Source organism: Thermoleptolyngbya sichuanensis A183 (assembly GCF_013177315.1).
In the GTDB taxonomy this organism is placed as follows: Bacteria; Cyanobacteriota; Cyanobacteriia; order Elainellales; family Elainellaceae; genus Thermoleptolyngbya; species Thermoleptolyngbya sichuanensis.
Genome location: NZ_CP053661.1, coordinates 1,844,280 through 1,862,979 on the forward strand (window position 1 = coordinate 1,844,280; position 18,700 = coordinate 1,862,979).

An 18,700-nucleotide genomic window follows, 5' to 3' on the forward strand; every position below is an offset into this window, starting at 1 on the left:
AACACTGAGTGGATTCTAGAAGCCTACTAGGAAACTTACTAATAAAAATAATGCCCTTTTATTGCGGTGCCCTTTAAAGATAGCGAAGGTTGGCATTTGCAAAACACCTGACCTCTGTGTTGGCAGAATTTTGACAAAACATCAAACTACATTGGCAAATATTGGCAACCCTCTGCTTCGCGGGTGTTTTGCAGGCTCCTGTGCCGGGTTAAGCGGGATGGGGTGGAAATGAAGAAGCATCGGTAGGGGGTGGTTTGATATCAAGTTCTAACGCATTTTCTAAGTCTTCTGCCAGGAGTCTTTCAACGTTGGGCGGGTTTTCTAGCCCTGGGCCAATGTAGGTTTCGACCAGTGTGAGTAGTTCTTGTTCGCCGAAGGGTTTTGTGAGATAGTCGGTTGCGCCGACGATGCGTGCTTTGACGCGATCGATAAAGCCGTCGCGTCCGGTGAGCATGATGATTGGGGTTTGCCGGAAGGCAGTGGAGGTGCGGAGCATGGCGCAGATTTCATAGCCATCCAGTTCGGGCATGGAAATATCGCACAGGATGAGGTCGGGCTTGAGCTGAAAGACCAGGCTGAGGGCCTTGAGGGGGTTGCCGATGGAGGTGGCTTCGTAGCCGTGGCTGCGGAGGATAGACTCAATGGCTTTGCGGATGGAGGTGCCGTCATCGATGCAGACGATGCGGGGGACGGGGGTTTGAATGGTGGGCTTGGGCTTTGTGGGCAGGGTGTTGGGGGTCGGGGTGGCAAGCTGGACGATGCCTTGCTTGATGTAGGGGTAGAGGGCTTTGGCGACGGTGATGAGGTCACGGTTGAGGTAGCGAGAGATTTGCCGGATGGAGGTTTGTCCGTCCATCCAGTCGCTGAGGGCGGCGATGGTGGTTTCTTTTACGGAGTCGCGGAGGCGATCGCCATCGACCACAACCAGCCCTTGATCGGGGGATTGGATATGAGGATGAAACTTTTTCCAGGACTGTACCTGAGTCATGATGCGGGCAAGTAGTGGGCCAATTTCCAGCGTGGTGAGTTGGGGGGCGAGGGGAGAACCGATTTCAAAGATGAAGCTGCCTTGGTGCAGGCTGAGCAGGTCAAACAGGGTTTCGCGCACCATGCTGTGGATGATGCTGCGGGCCTGGGCGGGGGTGAGGATGCGCTGCTCCAGCAGAGCCCAGAGGTGTCCATATTCGGGGGTGTTGGTAGTGGCGATCGCCCCTCCAGTGTCTACCCCATTCAGCGATGCTTCCAACTGATAGCGACGGAGGTAATCGCGCAAGCGAGACAAATTGCTCCGGGCATCGCCTGCGTAGATGATTTGACCGTTTAGAAAAAAGACAAACCAGGACTGCGAGGGTGTGGTCTTGGCGAGACGGTTTCGCAGGACGATTGGCGCAGTATTGGTGTCGCCTCCTGGCAGCATTCCACCCAGCCCGTAGGACTCTACAAACAGTTCGCCCGTGCGCTGACCCAGTTCCACGAGCTGGAGAATGCTGCGGATATCAATTTCATTCAAGTTCCCCTGCATATCGCCAAATCACCCCCTCAAGGTCAGTGCTGGGCTTGGGCTGGTCTGCTGCGGGCGGTTCGCGGCTTTGGGCAGGCGCTGAGGTGAGCCTGGGTCAACCGTTGAAAGTCAATTCTGACATGATGCCCAATGTTTTTCTGCCTTTGTCATCCAGTATGATTCCCCAATTGCCTGTCAAAGTAGACAAACCCCAGAATATCTGGCGAATGTCTGTATTGTTCCACTGTCTTGGCGCTGCTAGCGGGTGAGGCTGCCGAATTCTGAGCTTCGCTGATTGGCTGAGATTTTATCCGGAGGCGTTAATCCAGCCTTGACTTGGGCACTCTAGACTATCAGGAATTCAGGCTTTGCGCCGAGGGCAGGGAGCAATAGGGGGAGGCAGGGAAGCTAGATTTTAGAGCAAATCTTATAGGCACAAGCCCGGATAGGCGTTGGGGCGATCGCCAGATATCCCAGCGATCCAGCTAGCTCAGCCCAGCCGCACCGAAGGAGGCCCAGTCCATGACTCCGGTATAGTCAGTTGGGGCAGGATAAGTCCGCCAAGGTTGCCAAATTTGCCAGAGTTTGGCTTATTGGGGTGGAGTCTGAGTGCGGTAGAGGAACGGATTGGACTGATCCACTTAGTTTTGCTTGCATTTTTTGCTTGCATTTTCTGGATTGCAAACTAGAATCAAGTCTCAGAGGAGATGATGATGCTACATTTGATGGAAATAGGGATGGAAACAGCCGTCTTATCTTGATTAAACCCACCTGGAGCAGTGGCTTGTGGGCGCGTGGGTGCTGAGTCAGATGAGTTGAGCCAGATGGGCGGCTTGTTCGGCAAGCTCTCTGGCGTTTCAGGGTCGATATGCCGCCCCACAGGGTGAGATTTTTCCTGGTCTTTGTTTTTTGGACGGGGCGATCGCCCGCTACTGCACCCAAGCCTAGTCGCTTCAGTCCGCCTTAGGTTCATATTATTTAGGCTCATATTGTGTAACTACATATTGTTGTGTAACTACGTATACGCTGTAGCGCTCTCATTTGAGTGAATCGCCCAACATAAACCCAATCATCATCTTGACGGGTTTCGATCCTGCCACTGCTGGCAACTGCCTGATGTAAACCAAACCGTAGACGATACAAGTAAGGGGACGACTGGCGTGCTGTATTTAGCGGAAGTACAGAGAAAAAGCAGAGTTATCGGCAGCAGTAAGGCTGAGCTGCGGCTGCTTGCCTGCCAGCGCTCTGAAAATAGCTGGAGCGCGGTGCCGGGTGAAGAGGTCATCCCTGCGCCCGACGACGTGACCTATGGGGCCGGCGTGTTGGTGATGGTGGAACTAAGCGGCACTAAGCAGGTGCAGCGCCACGCCGAAGCGGGTCGCCAATTGGTTGCGATTTTGCAAAACTTTTCGCGGGCGCAGGAGCGCTACAAAACCCAGGAAGAAGAAATTCAGCAGTGGAAAGAATCGCTGACCTACCAAAGCCAAGAGCTAAACCGTCGGGAAATGGAGATGGAAGCCCGACAGGAGCAGCTTCAGGAAATGGAGGAAGACTTTGAGCGACTGGAGCAGCAACGCCAAGAGATTGAAAGCAAGCGGCAGGAAGTCGAGGCTCTGAAGGCAGAATTTGACCGTAAAAACCAGGAGCTAGAAGGAGCTTGGGCCCAGCTTCGGGGCGAGATGGGCCGGCTAGATGAGCAAAAGGCACAATTCACCCAAGCGGCCGTGCTGGATGATGCAAAAGCCCAGGAACTGCAAGAATTGCTGAACCGACTGGCAGGGGCGATCGCCCCGACCGAAGCAGTCCGAGAGCAGGTGACGACCTCCTTTGACCTGCTAAATCAGCAGCAAACCACGCTCGATCAGCACTATCAAATGCTGGACGAACAGCGCAACGCCGCTCAACAGGCGCAGGACGCGCTCGATCAGCAGGTGCAGCAGGTGCAAGCCCTCTGGCAAGAGTGGCAACAGTCGAAAGCGGGTTTGGATCAGGCGCGGGATGAACTGGCAGCTTTGCGGCGATCGCTCGAACTCAAACAAGAGCAGGTGCAAATCCTCACCACCCAACTGCAACAGCAGGACAGCCTGCACCAGCAGTTTTGCCAGCTCGCCGATGTGTCGGATCGCTTTACCGTGGGCGCAAAGGTCGATGTCAGCGGTCTGGAATCCATGCCTATTGAGGAACTGGAAAACATCGTCCGCGACCTGACCAATGACTTGGAAAAAATGTCTCGCTTTGTCAATAGCCAGGAAGAGGAGCTAACGGCACAGAAAGAGGAAATACAGAACTTGCAGCAGCAGATCCAGCAAGCCAGCGAGTACGATCGCCTGCGTCTGGAAGCTGAACTCACCGACGAGCAAGATCGCTACCGGATGCTGGAGGAGACGCTGGTCGGACAGCGCCGCAACCTGCAAGAGCGCCAGGCCGTATTAAAACAGCATCAGACTGTGCTGGACAAGCGCCAGGGACGAGCGACCGCGGACGCATCAGAAGAGACTGTCGATATTGCGCCCGTGTTGACACAGCTTGAGACCCTGCGCCAGGAGCTAGCAGCCCAGCTTCAGCAGGCAGAAGCCCAGGTGCAAGAACTGCAAGCCGCCGTCGAACAGGCTCAGCAGTCAGTCGATCAGCAATCCCAAGCGCAGGAAGATCGCTGGAATCGGGCAATGGAACTAGAGCAGCAGGTGTTGGCACAGAAAGCCGCTGTGGGCGAGCAGTGGGGCAAAGTGAATGCCTACCAGGAGGCGCTGGCCCTGGCTCAGGGTGGCACGGGCGGTGTCCGCGAGAAGTTGGAGTTAATTGGGCAGATTCTGAACCAGTTTCAGGAGACCAGCGACTATCAACTCCAGGCGATCGCCGAACTGCGGCAAACCATTAGCAGCCTGACCGAGCAGCGCACGCCGGAGTTTGTGATTACCTAATCTGCATCTGTCTCATTGAAGCTTTGAAACTTACATTAAAGCCTTGAAACGAGGAGCGATCGCCCAGGATTGCTCCTTGTCTGTTTCTAGTTCGCTTCTAACCGCAAACCCCTCTCACGCTGGCATCGCGAAGCAGTCAGAATAAGGTTTTAACCATGTGATGAACCATCGGGCATAATCGCCCCGCGCAGATTGGCGTTTTGGAAATTGGTTTGCAAAACAGTTGCGCTGATCAGCATCGCCTCGCTCAGATTCGTTTCGCTCAGATTCGCCCAGTTTAGCTTTGCGCGATACAGGTTCGCTTTGCACAAATTTGCGCCCCGCAGCGAACTCCAGCTCAGGTTTGCGCCGCGCACATTCGCCTGGCTGAGGCTGGCGTTGATCAGGTTGGCACTGCTGAGGCGGGTGCGGCTTAGCTCGGCTCCGTGCAGGTCGGCTTCTTCTAGGCTGGCTCCGTGCAAAATAGCCCCCGTCAGGTTTGCCAGCTCCATGAGCGACTCGTTCAAAATAGCATTGGTTAGATTCGCATTTTCCAGCGTAGCGCGAGTCAGGTTGGCCGCAATCAGTTTCGCCCGGTTGAGGCTGGCATCGTTCAGGTTGGCCTCGGTCAGATTGGCTCGATCTAGCAGCGCCTCTGCTAGGTTTGCACCTATCAGCACGGCTTGAACCAAGGTTGCCTCTGTGAGTTTTGCGCTCCGCAGGCCGGCATCGGTCAATGTCGCTTTGCTCAAATCCGCCTGATATAACTCTGCGCCAATTAAGTTGGCAATTGTCAAATCTGCGCCTCGAAGATCGGCCCCAGCAAGATTTGCCTCTCGCAGATTTGCCATCCGCAGGTTTGCACCCCGTAGATTTGCGCCGCTGAGGTTTGCCCGCCGCAGGTTGATGCCTTGCAAATCGCGATCGCTCAGGTTGAACTGACTGAGTTTGGCTTCGCGAAAATCTCGTGCCCCCGCTTCATAGTGGCTCAGGAGTTCATCAACGTTCATGAAGGTTAACATCATAGCAGTAGGCAGGCGGGTGGGTTGGGCGATCGCCCATCGGTGACTGGAGCCAGCGGATTAGCATGAACTGCTGAGCAGGCTATTCAGGGAACTGATTCTCTTAGAGTGCCCGCCAGCAGCCGAGAATCTGCATTCTTCTGCATTCTGTTGTCAGGGAGATGCGGATCTTCCGCCAAAACTGTCCCTTGGTTTGGGAAAATAAAAGTTCCGGTGTCGCCTCATACCGAATGGTTTTATATCAACTCCGGTTCATTAAAAGGTTGAATATTTTTGTGGAAGCCTTGCGCTATGAGGCTTCTACAGAAATGTAAACCCCGCATCAACGGAGTTGACGTTACCGAACTGTTTTGAAGTCTTAAGGAACCAGTTGAATGTCTGAAACCCTCAGAAGTCAGGTGATTACGCAAGGTGTGCAGCGCAGCCCCAATCGGGCAATGCTGCGGGCGGTCGGGTTTTCCGACGACGATTTCAACAAGCCGATTGTGGGGGTTGCCAGCGCCCACAGCACGATTACCCCCTGCAACATGGGCATTGCGCCGCTGGCAGCCAAAGCAGAGGCAGGCATTCGGGCAGCGGGGGGAATGCCGCAACTGTTCGGCACGATTACCGTCAGCGACGGCATCTCGATGGGCACTGAGGGCATGAAATACTCCCTGGTATCGCGGGATGTAATTGCCGACTCGATCGAAACCGCCTGCAACGCTCAGAGCATGGACGGCGTGCTGGCGATCGGCGGCTGCGACAAGAACATGCCCGGTGCTATGATCGCCATGGCCCGCATGAATATTCCTGCTGTGTTTGTCTACGGCGGCACGATCAAGCCGGGACATTTGGAAGGAGAAGATTTAACGGTTGTCAGCGCCTTTGAAGCTGTGGGGCAGTATAGCGCCGGACGTATCGACGAGGTGCGGCTGATGTCGGTGGAGCGCAACGCCTGTCCTGGTGCAGGTTCCTGCGGTGGCATGTATACAGCCAATACCATGTCGTCGGCCTTTGAGGCGATGGGCATGAGCCTGATGTATTCCTCCACCATGTCGGCAGTTGACCCCGAAAAGGCAGAGAACACAGAACTGGCCGGCAAAGTGTTAGTGGAGGCGATTCGCAAGAACCTGCGCCCGCGAGACATCATCACCCGCAAGTCCATCGAAAATGCGATTTCGGTGGTGATGGCCGTGGGCGGTTCCACCAATGCGGTGCTGCACTTTTTGGCGATCGCCCATTCTGCCGGGGTCGAGTGGACGCTCGACGACTTCGAGCGCATTCGCCAGCGCGTGCCCGTGCTGTGTGATCTGAAGCCCTCTGGCCGCTACGTGGCCACCGATCTGCACCAGGCCGGCGGCATTCCCCAGGTCATGAAAATGCTGCTGAATCACGGACTGCTGCACGGCGACTGCATTACCGTTACGGGCGAAACCATTGCCGAGCGTCTGAGGGATATTCCCGACGAGCCGCGCCCCGATCAGGACGTGATTCGCCCTTGGAGCAACCCCATGTACGCTGCCGGACACCTGGCCATCCTCAAGGGCAATTTGGCTACCGAAGGGGCAGTCGCCAAAATCACCGGGGTCAAGCAGCCCAAAATCACCGGCCCTGCCCGCGTGTATAACTCTGAAGAGGAGTGTCTGGACGCGATCTTGGCCAACAAAATTAATCCAGGCGATGTCCTAGTAATTCGCTATGAAGGGCCGAAAGGCGGCCCTGGAATGCGGGAAATGCTGGCTCCCACGTCTGCCATTATTGGCGCAGGGCTGGGCGATTCTGTAGGGCTGATCACCGACGGACGCTTCTCTGGCGGCACCTACGGCATGGTGGTCGGCCACGTCGCCCCCGAAGCCTATGTCGGCGGTACGATCGCCCTAGTGCAGGAAGGTGACAGCATTACCATCGATGCAGACGCTCGCCTGCTGCAACTCAACGTCTCCGATGAGGAACTGGCTCAGCGCCGCGCCCAGTGGCAGCCACCCAAGCCGCGCTATACCAAAGGCGTTTTGGCCAAATATGCCACGCTGGTTTCGTCGAGCAGCAAGGGTGCAGTGACCGATTTAGATTTGTTTTAGATTTGTTCTAAATAGATAGACCAGATTAAAAAACAGATCCTGAACCCTGCGCCGCCCGCTGCGCGGGCGGCGCAGGGTCTTTGGATTTTATGTTTATTAATGTCTACCTACTTAGAAAGGCTGGGAGTGATGCAGGTTGGAGATCTTCCAATCAACCCATCGATCCATCACTCCCCCGATGCCCATCTGGAAAAATCGTGCCTCTATCGGCGATCGCCCCATCCAGATCTGCCGACTGGGCACGAAACAAATTACATTGGCCAATATTCGCCCCCTCTAGCTTGGCTTGCTGGAGGTCTGCCCCCACTAGGTTTGCCGCCTGCAAGTTTGCCGCAGCCAGGTTAGAGTAGCGCAAGTCAGCACTTTGGAAATTGGTTTCCTGGAGCGATGCCTCCGCCAAATCTGCGTAGCAGAGAATGCTGCGCGATAGGTTTGCCCGATCGAGCGACGACTGTTTTAAGTTGGCAGATTGTAGCCGCGCATTACCCAATTCCGCAGCTTGCAGTTGAGTTCCCTGCAAGTTTGCGCGACTGAGATTGGCATAGGCCAAATAAGCTTGTCTGAGGTTGCTGCCCTGGAGATTGATATCTTGTAAATTGCATTCAAATAGGTCAGATTGGCTTAAATCGAGATAGCTAAAATCGCGTCTTCCCGCAGCATATTCCGCTAAAAGCGTTTCAACTGACATTCGTTCCATAATAGGCATTTATCCAGCAGAACCCAGCGCTGCAACGGCGATCGCCACAGCGCTGAAACTGCCTGCAATAGTTCAGTTCACTCCTTTACAAGAGTTTACAAACACTCCTAACCGATCAATAGATTACTTAATCTTCTTTTAGTTTTCTTAGTGAGTTTATCTATTCCTATACAAGCTATAAGTTTATGCAATAAACTCTGTCAACTATCCTCAGATCAATAGCGCAAGCCACCACTTGTCTTCCGAATGCTCCTCCCAAAAATATCTGTTTTCAAGCTCATCTTTGGCTTAATTTGTTGCAAATTTGCAGCAGCGATACTGCGCCGAAGTCCTGACATCCCGTTGACAAAACGGAGATAGTTTTTAGGCTAAACTGAGGACGGTAAAGGTGTTCTCAAGATCATTTCGGCATTCGCTCGACTCTGATTCAACACTGTTCGACAGCATTTAACATCATTTGACATCAGCAGATTTAGACTTCTAAATTTAGGTGCGTATGGCATTACCCGAACCTCGCCCCCGTCAGCTTTCTCTGGGGCCGTTGGAGCGCGAGATCTTAGAAATCCTGTGGCAGCTAGAATCGGCAACGGTTAAGGAGATACACGATCGCATCTTGGCAGACCCAAATCGGGAGTTGGCGTATGCGTCTGTGACCACGGTGCTGAATCGGCTAACGGGCAAGGGCTGGCTGGCGTGCGATCGCCACGGGCGGGCGTTTCACTGGCGGCCGCTAGTGTCGCGAGAAGAGGCGCAGATGCTCCAGGCACACGAGCATCTGCATCGCTTCTTGTCCGTCAGCAGTCCCGACGTGGTGGCGGCTTTTGCAGATGACCTAGATGTTGCCAGCCTGGAACAGTTGGATGCCATCACTCAACGGCTGAAGGCCGCACGGCAAAAGCGGGAGGGGGAGTCATGCACCTGATGCTGATTTTGGGGGCGATCGCCCTGGCTATCCTCTCGCGCCTGATTGCTAAGCACCGTTCTGTCGCGCCTGCCCACCGGTGGACTGCGGCGCTGGGGCCGTTTCTATTTGCGCCGCTGCTGCTGCTGTGTACGGTCGTCGCCGTTTTTTGCATGGGCCGCGAGGGGCATATGCTAGGGCTGTCCGTCGGCTCTCTGGGCTGGGTTCTAGCTGTCGGCAGTTTGACCCTTGCAGGCGGAATGCTGCTGCGGCTGGGCAGGCAGGTGGGGCGATTGCGCCGCACGTTGCAAACTCTGCCGTTTGTGGAAACCCACGGGCTTGCTGCTCGTTTGCTCGACACGCCTGCTCTGTTTGCGGCGCAGGTTGGTTTTTGGCAACCCGAACTGGTCGTTAGTCGGGGGTTGCTAGAAACGCTCTCTGCCGAGCAAGTTACTGCTGTGCTGGCCCATGAACAGGCCCACACCCACTATCGCGACACCTTCTGGTTTTTCTGGCTGGGCTGGCTGCGCGGTCTTACGGCCTGGCTTCCCCACACTGAAGCCCTCTGGCAAGAACTGCTGCGACTGCGAGAACTCCGCGCCGATCGCTGGGCGGCTCAGCATGTTGACCCGCTGCTGCTAGCAGAGTCGCTGGTGCAGGTGGTGAGGTCGCCGCTGACAGAGGTTGACTTTCCCTGCGCGGCTTTTGGCGAAGCCACATCACCCTGCCGTCTGGCGGAGCGGATTGAGGCGCTGTTGCCCGATGCCGAGGGTAACCTGGCAAGTTTCCCAGAGCGCGATCGCCTCCCCTGGCTGTGGCTCCTGGCATCGGGTCTTCCCCTCTGCACGCTATTGATACATCACTAGATCTTGCTCGGGGACTTGCTTTGCGGCAGTGATGCCCACAAGATGGCATGTCAGCTACTTTGGAGTTGGGCAATTTCTAGTCAGTTATTTCTAGTCAGTTTCTATCTGTTCCGACACTTGCTCCTGGCTACAGAACACTGACTAAAATTCCGAGTATGACGATTGCAACGAGAATCGCCAACGCAATCTGGAGCCAACTGAAGGGGCGATCGCCACAGACTTTTCCAGACTGCCCGTTCACCACGATTGTGTAGCACCGTCCTTTGAACTCGTAGGCCCCCGTCCATACTGGCAGAAGGATGTGCTTAAAGGTAATGTCGCTATAGGAGGTGAAGAGGGAATAGGAGGTGGAGAGGGAATCGATACACTGTTCATCGCCGCCAATTTTGCACTCTACAGCCCTACGAATTTCAGTCTCCATCTTTTTCTTTGCCCGCTCAAAACCCTCTTTGAGATTAATCTGATATCGCTGTACCTTGAACCCTGACAAGTAAGAAGCGTTATAGGGCGCTAATTCAGACAAATCCCATCCCTCAACAGCTCGCAAGTGATTTTGGTCAACTGATTCAGCCGCTGCCACAAGAACATCATCAAAGGCATAATCCACGCTTCCTGATACACGAGTCCAATGGGTTTCTACGACTTCGCGAGTGTCTGTAATGGTTCTCCCATCATTATCAGTCATGGTATAAGTTTCAGTCCTTGTGTGGCGATCGCCCCGCTTCCCGCGATATTGACTACAGGTTTTGCAATCGTAGGTCCAGAATGGCAAATAAATGCCCTGCAACCCCGCGTGTTGAGACAAGCGCTTCAGCCCCTTTGGCGCAAACCAGCGCTGGCGCAGCCACTCGCTCACTTTCTCTCGGGCCTGCCTTTGGCCAATCGTGAACGGTACCACCCCGCCAGGAGTGACCACCGGGCTAGCAGTACGGGGCTGCGCCACGATATTGGTGTTGCAAAACGCACATTTCCCGGCCACCGTCGGCGGTTCAAACGTAAACCGAGCGCGGCACCCTGGACACTGCACTTCGACTGCCTGCCCGGACAGAGCGGCCAGTTGAGTATGCTTTTCATTCAGGTGAGCCTCAAAGGATTGCTCTGCCAGCAGGGAGGTCTTGTTTCGGGCGATCGCCTCTCGCCGACCACAGTAAGGACACTCCATCTGTCCTCTTTTAGGATTAAACTCTAGCGACGCACCGCAGCCCGGACAGGAAAGCTGTGACTCACTGGAGGAGTGGCGCTGCATAGTCATAGGAGTTTTTGCTAAGAGTTTGATTCAGAGGTAGAGCAACCCTTGCGTTGGACGTTGCTTAACAGCATTTCAACAGCAAACGATGCAGAGCGAACCATGCGGAACAAACCATGCAGAACAAACCATGCAAAACCCGCAGGTTACGGGGCAGGAGGAGGCGATGGTGGCAGCAAGACAGCCAGTTCTGGAACTGCATTTGCAAACTGCCAGCCATTCATCCCTGACCGCCATACGTAAGTCTGAGCAGTTAGCCCTTGTTGAAGAAGCGGATTCACTGGAAACGGCCCAAACGTTTGTCCGTCTCGAGACAAATACCATTGCGGCTGAGGTGGCGGTGGCGGTGCTGCTGCGGGCGAGGTGGCTGGCTGAGGCGCGGCAGCTGGCGGCTGCTGTGATTGAGCGGCGTTGGGGTTCAGCGCATTGGTCACCTGCTGCGCCATTGCCAAGCCCACTCCCAACTCCAAGAAAGAGTTCCCACCGCTCGGATTTTGGGCAGACTGCTCAATAGAGTTGGCGACTTGATATTGGGTATATTGCTGCATATTGCCCAAAACCCCGATCGAAGCCCGCTTGTCAAGCGCAGCTTCTACCTCTGGCGGCAGCGAAATGTTTTCAATAAGCAGTTGCGTCAGATCCAAACCAAACCGCTGCACGTCTGCCTGCATATTCTGGCGAATTGTGTTGCTGATCTCCTGATAACGAGATGCCAGATCGAATAGAGGGACTTGGGCTGCTCCGATAGAGGAGGTAAAAGCGGTCATAATCATGTTGCGGATGTGATCGCTGACCTCATCCACCTGGAAAAGTCCATCCGTGCTGACCAACTCTTGAAGCAGAACTTCAGGCTGAACAATCCGCACATTATAGGTGCCATAGGCCCGTAGGCGAACAGGGCCCAGTTCGGCATCCCGGAGGATGATGGGATTAGAAGTTCCCCACTTGAGGTTCGTGAAAATTCGAGTATTGAAGAAGTATACTTCTGCCTTGAATGGAGAGTTGAAGGCATAGGGCCAACCCATTAGTGTTGTAAGAATGGGCAAATTTTGGGTTGACAGCGTATACATCCCAGGCCCGAAGCAGTCAGCAATGCGACCTTCGTTGACAAATACCGTCTTTTGACCAGGGCGTACGGTTAGCTTTGCCCCCATTTTGATTTCGTTGTTGTATCGCTGAAAGCGATAGACCATCGTGTCATTGGTAGAGTCTAACCACTCGATGATGTCTACAAACTCACCTCGAATCTTCTCGAAGAGACTCACACTAAGAGCTAATTTATGAAGCAAATCTTAAGAAGCCTGAAACTCTTGGCATGTGTGGCTTTGAGGTCATGTTTGCCCAGGAAAAGCGGTTTCTCGGAAATCCTTGATTAACAAGGCTTTCAGGCTCCTTTACAAATTAGCTCTAACCTCCAGGTTTAATCCAGGTCAGACAAGATTGGTCAACAACAGACTGAATCCGGACAATTGCAGAGATAGAGAAAATATTGCTTTTGAGGCGTTGCTTCTACGAACTAGCGATGCCTTTTGTAAGGCGAATGCACCCCTGAATGCTTTGCTTAGTGCTCAAAGTTTCAGATGTGTTGCTTAAGTCAGCACGAGTAACTCAGTTCGGCCTGAGCTAGCAGAAACAGCCCTGACAATCTGCAAGCCCATATATTCTGCAAGCCTATATATCAAGAGTAAGCTGATCCTAGTGTGCCCACGCTTCTAATCGAATAACGGAAATGAAGAAGGATTGGGTATCTTTAGTCAGGGCATCTCTGAAGGGAATGCGAAAGTTAGTTTCAGCCAATTTTTCAGCCGGTTGCTGAGCCTATCGATTGATACAAGCTCTAGCTCTCATTTTCCGTAGTCTATCCAATAGTCTACCCATTGGGATAACGCATAGTTTTTCCTTGCCAGATCCTATGATGAACCTATGACTTAGGTATCTTCAGCGCCTACCCTATGACACTTGGCAGATTTGAGGAAGTTGCAGAACCTATTAGAATGGGCAGCGAGAGGGGCGATCGCCTCGATTTTCACCTAGGTTCTAAATTCCGCTCTAAGTTCCCATGATTCGATCTTGGATGGTGATTGGCGGGGTGATGCTGGGTCTGGCGTTTGCGCTGGGCAGCGTGACCACTTCGCGGGGGCGCGGCTGGTTTCGGCGGCTGCGGCGGCCCGACTGGCTCACGTTTGAGAAATTTATCCCGGTGATTTGGACGACGGTCTTTACCTGCGCCGCTTGGTCTGCCTACATCATTTGGGAACGAGAACCGGGCACGTCTAGAACCTGGGGGCTGATGGCGACTTACCTGCTGCTGGAAGTGGTTACGCTGCTCTACACGCCTCTCATGCTGGGGGCACGGCGAATTCGCGTGGGGCTATGGCTGGGTGCGGCGGGGCTGGTGGTGGCGATCGCCCTCTTTATCATGCTGCTGCCGCTGTCGCGTCCGGCGGCTTGGCTGCTGATGCCGTATCTGATCTGGAGTCCCATCGGCACTTACACCACCTGGGAAATGATGCAGCTCAACCCTGAAGAAGCCTGATCTAGTGTCTGTAGAAATTCAGCTTGTGGGGGGCTGCACCGACCTTTGCAGGGCGCTCATACTCAGCTCCGCCACCAACGCCAGCAGCGCCACGGGAACTGCGCCCACCAGCAAGATAGCGTTGTCGTATAGCGCAAAGCCGCGCACAATAAACGTTCCCAGCCCGCCCGCGCCGATAAACGCCGCCAGCGTTGCGCTGGCAATGACCTCCACCAGGGCTGTTTTGATGCCCGCAATGATGACGGGCAGCGCCAGGGGAAACTCCACCTGCCGCAACACCTGTACCGGACTCATGCCCATGCCGTGGGCAGCTTCGCGGATCATTGGGTCAATGGTGCGAAAGGCGACATCCGTGCTGATCAGAATTGGCGGCATCACCAGCAGCGTCAGGGCGATCGCCGCCGATTGAAAGCTCAGCCCAAAGTAGGGAATCGCCAAAAACAAAATCGCCAGACTGGGAATCACCCGCAGCGCGTTGAAGCCATTGATCAGGACAGCCGAGACAGCGGGCGATCGCGCACTCCACAACCCCAGCGGCAACCCCAGCAGCAGCCCCACCGCCAGCGGCACCGCCACCAGCCACAAATGCTGCTGCAACGCATTCAGCAGCGCGTCCCCGTTTGCCATTCCATATTCATAGGCCTGCCTAAACACGCCCACGCGCTACGCCTCCTCCAGCATCAGCAGTTCGCGCACCACTTCACGATAGGGCTGCACCACGCGCCACTCGCGGGTAAAGACGTGAATCGGTTCCCCTGCCATGTTGGACTCTGGAAAGCGCACCGACTTGGGCACGGGGTCAAATACGCGCACACCCTCAAGCTGCGATCGCAACAGCTTTAGCACGTCCTGCGTAATCACTGTGTTTGTTTCTGCCATCGTCGGCAGTACGCCCAGCACCCGCAAATTCGGATTCAGGCGACTCTTTACTGAGTCAATCGTCTCCAGCAATCCCTCTAGCCCTTTAATCGCAAAAAACTGACACTGCACGGGAATCAGCAGCCAGTCCGCAGCAGACAGGGCATTCAGCGTCAGCAGACCCAGGCTGGGCGGACAGTCGATTAAAATTTGCTCGAACTGAGATTTGGCAGGCTCCAGCGCCGATTTTAAGGCATAAAATCGATCGGGCTGGGAAAGCAAATCTTTTTCTGCTTTGACCAGAGAAATGTCGGTGGCCAGCAGGCTGAGTCCAAACCGAGTCGGGGCGATCGCCTCTGTAATACCAACCTTCGCAGTAATCACGTCATAGGTCGTGTAGGGAAGCGACGACGCATCTACGCCCAGTCCCGTAGACAAGTTGCCTTGTGGGTCAAGATCTACCGCAAGGCATGGCCCTTCTTCCGCCAGCAGACCCGCCAGCGCGATCGTAGACGTGGTTTTTGCAACGCCGCCTTTCTGATTGGCGATCGCAATGATCATAAGCCGACCCGCCCTGCGTCCAAACATGCTGCTTTAGAGAAGCATGTCTGCCTTTCCTTTTGCCGTCAGCTAACCATGTTACCCCCACGATCGCACAAGCTCCAAATCTCTACTCCAAATCTCCACACCAAATGCAATTTCTAATGCATTTCAGGACTTACACACTTGCAATTAAGTTTTCTGGGTTTTGGACGATTTCTCGCGGGCTGCGCCCGCGAGAAATCGTCCAACTGCGTCAGTCCTAGCACTGAATATTGCGTTGAATATATATTGCATTGAATATACTCCAAATGCCCATTCCAAACACAAATGCTGTGAGCGTGCGGACATGAACCCGCAACGACCCACAGCATCGGTTGGTTTATATTCAGCCTGATATCAATCTCAAGCAAAGGGGCTTTGAAAAAGAGCAACCCGTTCTCTCACAACAGCACTTCTAGAAGCGCTTCCGCCGCAGTTTCCGCTTTGCCAACGCCTTGCGCTTCCGCTTTTCTATCGGTGTTTCAAAATGGCGGTTTTTCCGCATATCTGGGAAGATCCCTGCCTGAGAAACTTTGCGCTTGAAGCGGCGGAGGGCCGATTCAATTCCTTCGTTTTCTCCAAGTACAACTTGGGCCATTCCATCTCCTCTTAAATGTTCAGACTGAAGATTTAGAAAAAATCTCAATCAGCCTGTTTGCAAAATCCTTCTCTCCCGGTTTTGATCCTGATCTTGACTCTGGTTACTTAAGGTAGACACAACGTTCAAGAGCAATGGGGCGATCGCCCCACATAGGTTGCTCTGAGATTGCTCTGATCAAGAATTGATTCTGAATCAAGCGCCACTCATTGCAGCAGCAAACTCGTAACCCACAAAGGCAAAAAACCACAAAGGCAAAAAACCACAAAGACAAAAACTTGCTTGGAACCGCACATTTGCTTCAACATGCAGCCCCAAGCAAACAGGCAAATACTAGCAATTAGGAAATCTGCGCTGCGCTCTATCGCAAAAACTGGCTTAGAAAAATCTGCTTTACCAAGCTAAAACCTGGCAAGATGCAAGACTACAAACCAGACCTTTGCAAGCTCTAGTAGGAAAGCTCTAGTAGCGACGAGAGAAGTTGCCACCGCCGCCGCCCCGATTGCCACCCCAGCTACCGCCAGAGGAACGATCTTCGCGAGGCTTGGCCTTATTCACCTTCAGATCGCGACCCATCCACTCTGCGCCATCCAGCGCTTCAATTGCCGCTTCTTCTTCCGCATCCGTACTCATTTCCACGAAGCCGAAGCCACGAGGGCGACCGGTTTCCCGATCGGTGGGAAGCTGAACGCGCTTTACCGTACCGTATTCAGCAAAAACTTGGGTAATTTCTTCCTGCGTTGCCTCGTAGGACAGATTACCGATGTAAATGGACATTTGGACTCCTTCCAGAATCAAAAAAAGTTGCAGAGAGTTAGATTCGGAGAGCCATTCGTCACGCGAGTACACAGCCGAAAATAATCCCACCTAACCCTAACACACTCCCACAAAAGCGGTGGCCAATCGTTCATCGAGTGGCGGCACAGAAACAAGCCAAAAAATCAGCCAAAAACTTTATCAGACCATTGTTTGCCGGACTTTGCACTGGGGATAATGAGGTAAAGAACCTTCAAATTTCGTCGTCTTTCTATTAACTTTTGCAAACAAAGTCTGCTTTGTGATGACTAATCCTGTAGGCAGTGCCGAAAACACGTCCGACAATCCGCCAGAAAACCCGCTGTTAACCCTCGACTTTGAGCCTGCATTTGAATCCCTCGGCGAAGACTATGCCGATCCCGTGGATGCGGCCCAATTTCCCCAGCATCTTCTACGGTTTCGCAATGATGACTTGCTTGACACTCTAGAGCTTCATCCGAATCAGGTCGCAGATGAGCATTTTATTCAAGCGTTCGGCAAATTTGCGGGACGCTTTCCGCTGCTGGCGATGCGCTATCACGGCTACCAGTTCGGCTATTACAATCCTGATCTGGGTGACGGGCGCGGCTTTTTATACGGACAGGTGCGCGGCATAGACGGCAACCTATACGACTTGGGAACCAAGGGATCAGGAACTACGCCCTATTCTCGCGGCGGTGATGGGCGGCTAACGCTGAAGGGCGGCGTGCGCGAGGTGCTAGCGGCGGAGATGCTGCACGTCATGGGCGTGCGAACGTCGCGCTGCCTCAGCTTGATTGAGACCGGGGAGGCTCTGTGGCGGGGCGATGAGCCATCCCCCACCCGCTCATCGGTGATGGTGCGAATGCAGCGATCGCACATTCGGTTTGGCACCTTCGAGCGGCTGCATTACCTCGAACGCCCCGATCTGATTCGCAAACTGCTGGATCACGTCATCGAGACCTACTACGCACACCTGAACCAGGAGCCAGACCGGGATGCCCGCTTCTATGCGGAATTGGTGCAGCGCGTAGCGGAACTGGCGGCCCAGTGGATGGCAGCGGGCTTTTGTCATGCGGTGCTGAATACCGACAACATGGCCATCACGGGCGAAAGCTTTGACTATGGCCCCTACGCCTTCATTGAGCGGTTCGATCCCCGCTTTACCGCCGCCTATTTTGACCAGATGGGGCGCTACGCCTATGCCAACCAGCCAGGGATCTGCAAGCTGAATCTGGAACTGTTGCAGGAACCGCTGAAACAGGTGATGGATGCAGCGGACTTGGAAGCGGGCTTGGCGACATTTGAAGCACACTATATCGCTGCCTATAGCCAGTTGATGCTGCACAGGCTGGGGTTCGGCGAGTTGCCCACCGAGGTTGGCCATGAGCTAATCGGGCGGACGATCCAGTTTTTGCAGTCGACCAAGATTGGCTATCACGACTTCTTTCGGGCGCTGCGGGAGCAGTTTTCACCCAGTTGGCGAGCAGATGCAGCGCTGATTTTTACTGACTCGGTGTCCAGCAATGCCGACGCGCTGGAAAGCACCTTCAAGGCGTGGCGACTGGCCTATCACCGGGCGCTGAACCAAATTCCTGAAGCTGCTTTGGATGACGTAAAGGCGCGACTGGCGCGGCACAACCCGACCGTGGTGATTATCCGTTCAGAAATTGAAGCCGTGTGGGGTGCGATCGCCGAATTGGACGATTGGGAGCCGTTCAACAGGCTGCTTCAGCGTATTCGCTCCTCTGTTGAGCCGCCTGCTGAGCCGCCTCTGCCCTAACTCCAATCCCCAGCGGTGGAAAGGTTTCCAATCGTTACATTTCCAATCGTTACAATAGTCACCGATCCTTGACAGGCCGTAGCCAAATTCAATGGAATTTGACACGCTCAAAAATAATCAAAAATAAACGGTGAATGGCAGCCTAAGCGGTTTCAAAACAATCCTTCCAGCAGTTCTCTTGAAACCGTTAATCATCCTGAAAAAGCGCGGTTTCAGCGAATACAGAACAGATAGATGAAGGAAGGGCGATCGCCCTGCAAAGGGCTTTTGGCAGCGTTTTTACAACATTCTTTTACAACGCTCTTTGGAATATGCTCACTTCTCTAGAACGCAGTCTATATTGATCCCCAGAGAATCCTCAAAAATCACCTGTCCA

The 18,700-nt window shown here is 54.0% G+C and carries 14 protein-coding genes and 1 pseudogene; 6 read left to right on the plus strand and 9 right to left on the minus strand.

Annotated features, from left to right (window positions below):
* Nucleotides 1-208 precede the first annotated feature (208 nt).
* Nucleotides 209-1,522 (minus strand): response regulator, encoded by a 1,314-nt coding sequence (locus HPC62_RS07810; RefSeq protein WP_172354587.1) that lies wholly within the window; start codon nucleotides 1,520-1,522, stop codon nucleotides 209-211.
* A 1,139-nt stretch (nucleotides 1,523-2,661) separates the two neighbouring features.
* Here HPC62_RS07810 and hmpF point away from each other — a divergent pair.
* Nucleotides 2,662-4,422, plus strand: a complete 1,761-nt coding sequence (gene hmpF, locus HPC62_RS07815; protein WP_172354589.1) for a pilus motility taxis protein HmpF — start codon at nucleotides 2,662-2,664, stop codon at nucleotides 4,420-4,422.
* A 149-nt stretch (nucleotides 4,423-4,571) separates the two neighbouring features.
* On the opposite strand, the gene HPC62_RS07820 is transcribed toward hmpF, so the two are convergent.
* Nucleotides 4,572-5,411, minus strand: coding sequence for a pentapeptide repeat-containing protein (locus HPC62_RS07820; protein WP_172354591.1), 840 nt, complete (start codon nucleotides 5,409-5,411; stop codon nucleotides 4,572-4,574).
* A 386-nt stretch (nucleotides 5,412-5,797) separates the two neighbouring features.
* On the opposite strand from HPC62_RS07820, the gene ilvD reads away from it, so the two are divergent.
* Entirely contained in the window at nucleotides 5,798-7,483 is a 1,686-nt protein-coding gene (gene ilvD / locus HPC62_RS07825; protein ID WP_172354593.1) for a dihydroxy-acid dehydratase, read from the plus strand.
* Nucleotides 7,484-7,634: 151 nt separating this feature from the next.
* Here ilvD and HPC62_RS07830 read toward each other — a convergent pair whose 3' ends face one another.
* Nucleotides 7,635-8,171: a pentapeptide repeat-containing protein gene (locus HPC62_RS07830; RefSeq protein ID WP_205370729.1), complete on the minus strand. Its 537-nt coding sequence runs from the start codon at nucleotides 8,169-8,171 to the stop codon at nucleotides 7,635-7,637.
* Nucleotides 8,172-8,676: 505 nt separating this feature from the next.
* On the opposite strand from HPC62_RS07830, the gene HPC62_RS07835 reads away from it, so the two are divergent.
* Nucleotides 8,677-9,102, plus strand: coding sequence for a BlaI/MecI/CopY family transcriptional regulator (locus HPC62_RS07835; protein ID WP_172354597.1), 426 nt, complete (start codon nucleotides 8,677-8,679; stop codon nucleotides 9,100-9,102).
* Entirely contained in the window at nucleotides 9,093-9,947 is an 855-nt protein-coding gene (locus tag HPC62_RS07840) for a M56 family metallopeptidase (protein ID WP_172354599.1), read from the plus strand. Before HPC62_RS07835 ends, HPC62_RS07840 begins: the two co-directional genes overlap by 10 nt.
* Nucleotides 9,948-10,074: 127 nt before the next feature.
* Here the strand turns inward: HPC62_RS07840 and HPC62_RS07845 are convergent, their stop codons facing one another.
* Together HPC62_RS07845 and HPC62_RS07850 are read right to left on the minus strand one after the other, a co-directional pair.
* Nucleotides 10,075-11,199 (minus strand): hypothetical protein, encoded by a 1,125-nt coding sequence (locus tag HPC62_RS07845; RefSeq protein ID WP_172354601.1) that lies wholly within the window; start codon nucleotides 11,197-11,199, stop codon nucleotides 10,075-10,077.
* A gap of 140 nt (nucleotides 11,200-11,339) precedes the next feature.
* Nucleotides 11,340-12,458 (minus strand): SPFH domain-containing protein, encoded by a 1,119-nt coding sequence (locus HPC62_RS07850; protein WP_172354603.1) that lies wholly within the window; start codon nucleotides 12,456-12,458, stop codon nucleotides 11,340-11,342.
* A gap of 794 nt (nucleotides 12,459-13,252) precedes the next feature.
* Between HPC62_RS07850 and HPC62_RS07855 the strand changes: the two genes are divergently transcribed.
* Nucleotides 13,253-13,729 (plus strand): TspO/MBR family protein, encoded by a 477-nt coding sequence (locus tag HPC62_RS07855; protein WP_172354605.1) that lies wholly within the window; start codon nucleotides 13,253-13,255, stop codon nucleotides 13,727-13,729.
* Between the two features lie 18 nt (nucleotides 13,730-13,747).
* Here the strand turns inward: HPC62_RS07855 and HPC62_RS07860 are convergent, their stop codons facing one another.
* The 4 genes from HPC62_RS07860 to HPC62_RS07875 form a co-directional block, all read right to left on the minus strand.
* Nucleotides 13,748-14,389, minus strand: coding sequence for an ABC transporter permease (locus tag HPC62_RS07860; protein WP_228721722.1), 642 nt, complete (start codon nucleotides 14,387-14,389; stop codon nucleotides 13,748-13,750).
* Nucleotides 14,390-14,392: 3 nt separating this feature from the next.
* Nucleotides 14,393-15,175 carry a ParA family protein gene (locus HPC62_RS07865; protein ID WP_228721723.1) on the minus strand — a complete coding sequence of 261 codons (783 nt, stop codon included), beginning with the start codon at nucleotides 15,173-15,175 and terminating at the stop codon, nucleotides 14,393-14,395.
* Between the two features lie 409 nt (nucleotides 15,176-15,584).
* Nucleotides 15,585-15,767, minus strand: a complete 183-nt coding sequence (rpsU, locus tag HPC62_RS07870; RefSeq protein WP_068514896.1) for a 30S ribosomal protein S21 — start codon at nucleotides 15,765-15,767, stop codon at nucleotides 15,585-15,587.
* Nucleotides 15,768-16,229: 462 nt separating this feature from the next.
* Entirely contained in the window at nucleotides 16,230-16,544 is a 315-nt protein-coding gene (locus tag HPC62_RS07875) for an RNA recognition motif domain-containing protein (protein ID WP_068514894.1), read from the minus strand.
* Between the two features lie 283 nt (nucleotides 16,545-16,827).
* On the opposite strand from HPC62_RS07875, the pseudogene HPC62_RS07880 reads away from it, so the two are divergent.
* Nucleotides 16,828-18,382 (plus strand): annotated as a pseudogene (locus HPC62_RS07880) (protein adenylyltransferase SelO).
* Nucleotides 18,383-18,700 lie beyond the last annotated feature (318 nt).

Excerpts from the sequence above, each read along its gene's own strand:
- HPC62_RS07810 (WP_172354587.1), bottom strand. The coding sequence starts at position 1,522 with ATGCAGGGGAACTTGAATGAAATTGATATCCGCAGCATTCTCCAGCTC.
- HPC62_RS07820 (WP_172354591.1), bottom strand. The coding sequence starts at position 5,411 with ATGAACGTTGATGAACTCCTGAGCCACTATGAAGCGGGGGCACGAGAT.
- ilvD (WP_172354593.1), top strand. The coding sequence starts at position 5,798 with ATGTCTGAAACCCTCAGAAGTCAGGTGATTACGCAAGGTGTGCAGCGC.
- HPC62_RS07830 (WP_205370729.1), bottom strand. The coding sequence starts at position 8,171 with ATGTCAGTTGAAACGCTTTTAGCGGAATATGCTGCGGGAAGACGCGAT.
- HPC62_RS07835 (WP_172354597.1), top strand. The coding sequence starts at position 8,677 with ATGGCATTACCCGAACCTCGCCCCCGTCAGCTTTCTCTGGGGCCGTTG.
- HPC62_RS07840 (WP_172354599.1), top strand. The coding sequence starts at position 9,093 with ATGCACCTGATGCTGATTTTGGGGGCGATCGCCCTGGCTATCCTCTCG.
- HPC62_RS07845 (WP_172354601.1), bottom strand. The coding sequence starts at position 11,199 with ATGACTATGCAGCGCCACTCCTCCAGTGAGTCACAGCTTTCCTGTCCG.
- HPC62_RS07855 (WP_172354605.1), top strand. The coding sequence starts at position 13,253 with ATGATTCGATCTTGGATGGTGATTGGCGGGGTGATGCTGGGTCTGGCG.
- HPC62_RS07865 (WP_228721723.1), bottom strand. The coding sequence starts at position 15,175 with ATGTTTGGACGCAGGGCGGGTCGGCTTATGATCATTGCGATCGCCAAT.
- rpsU (WP_068514896.1), bottom strand. The coding sequence starts at position 15,767 with ATGGCCCAAGTTGTACTTGGAGAAAACGAAGGAATTGAATCGGCCCTC.
- HPC62_RS07875 (WP_068514894.1), bottom strand. The coding sequence starts at position 16,544 with ATGTCCATTTACATCGGTAATCTGTCCTACGAGGCAACGCAGGAAGAA.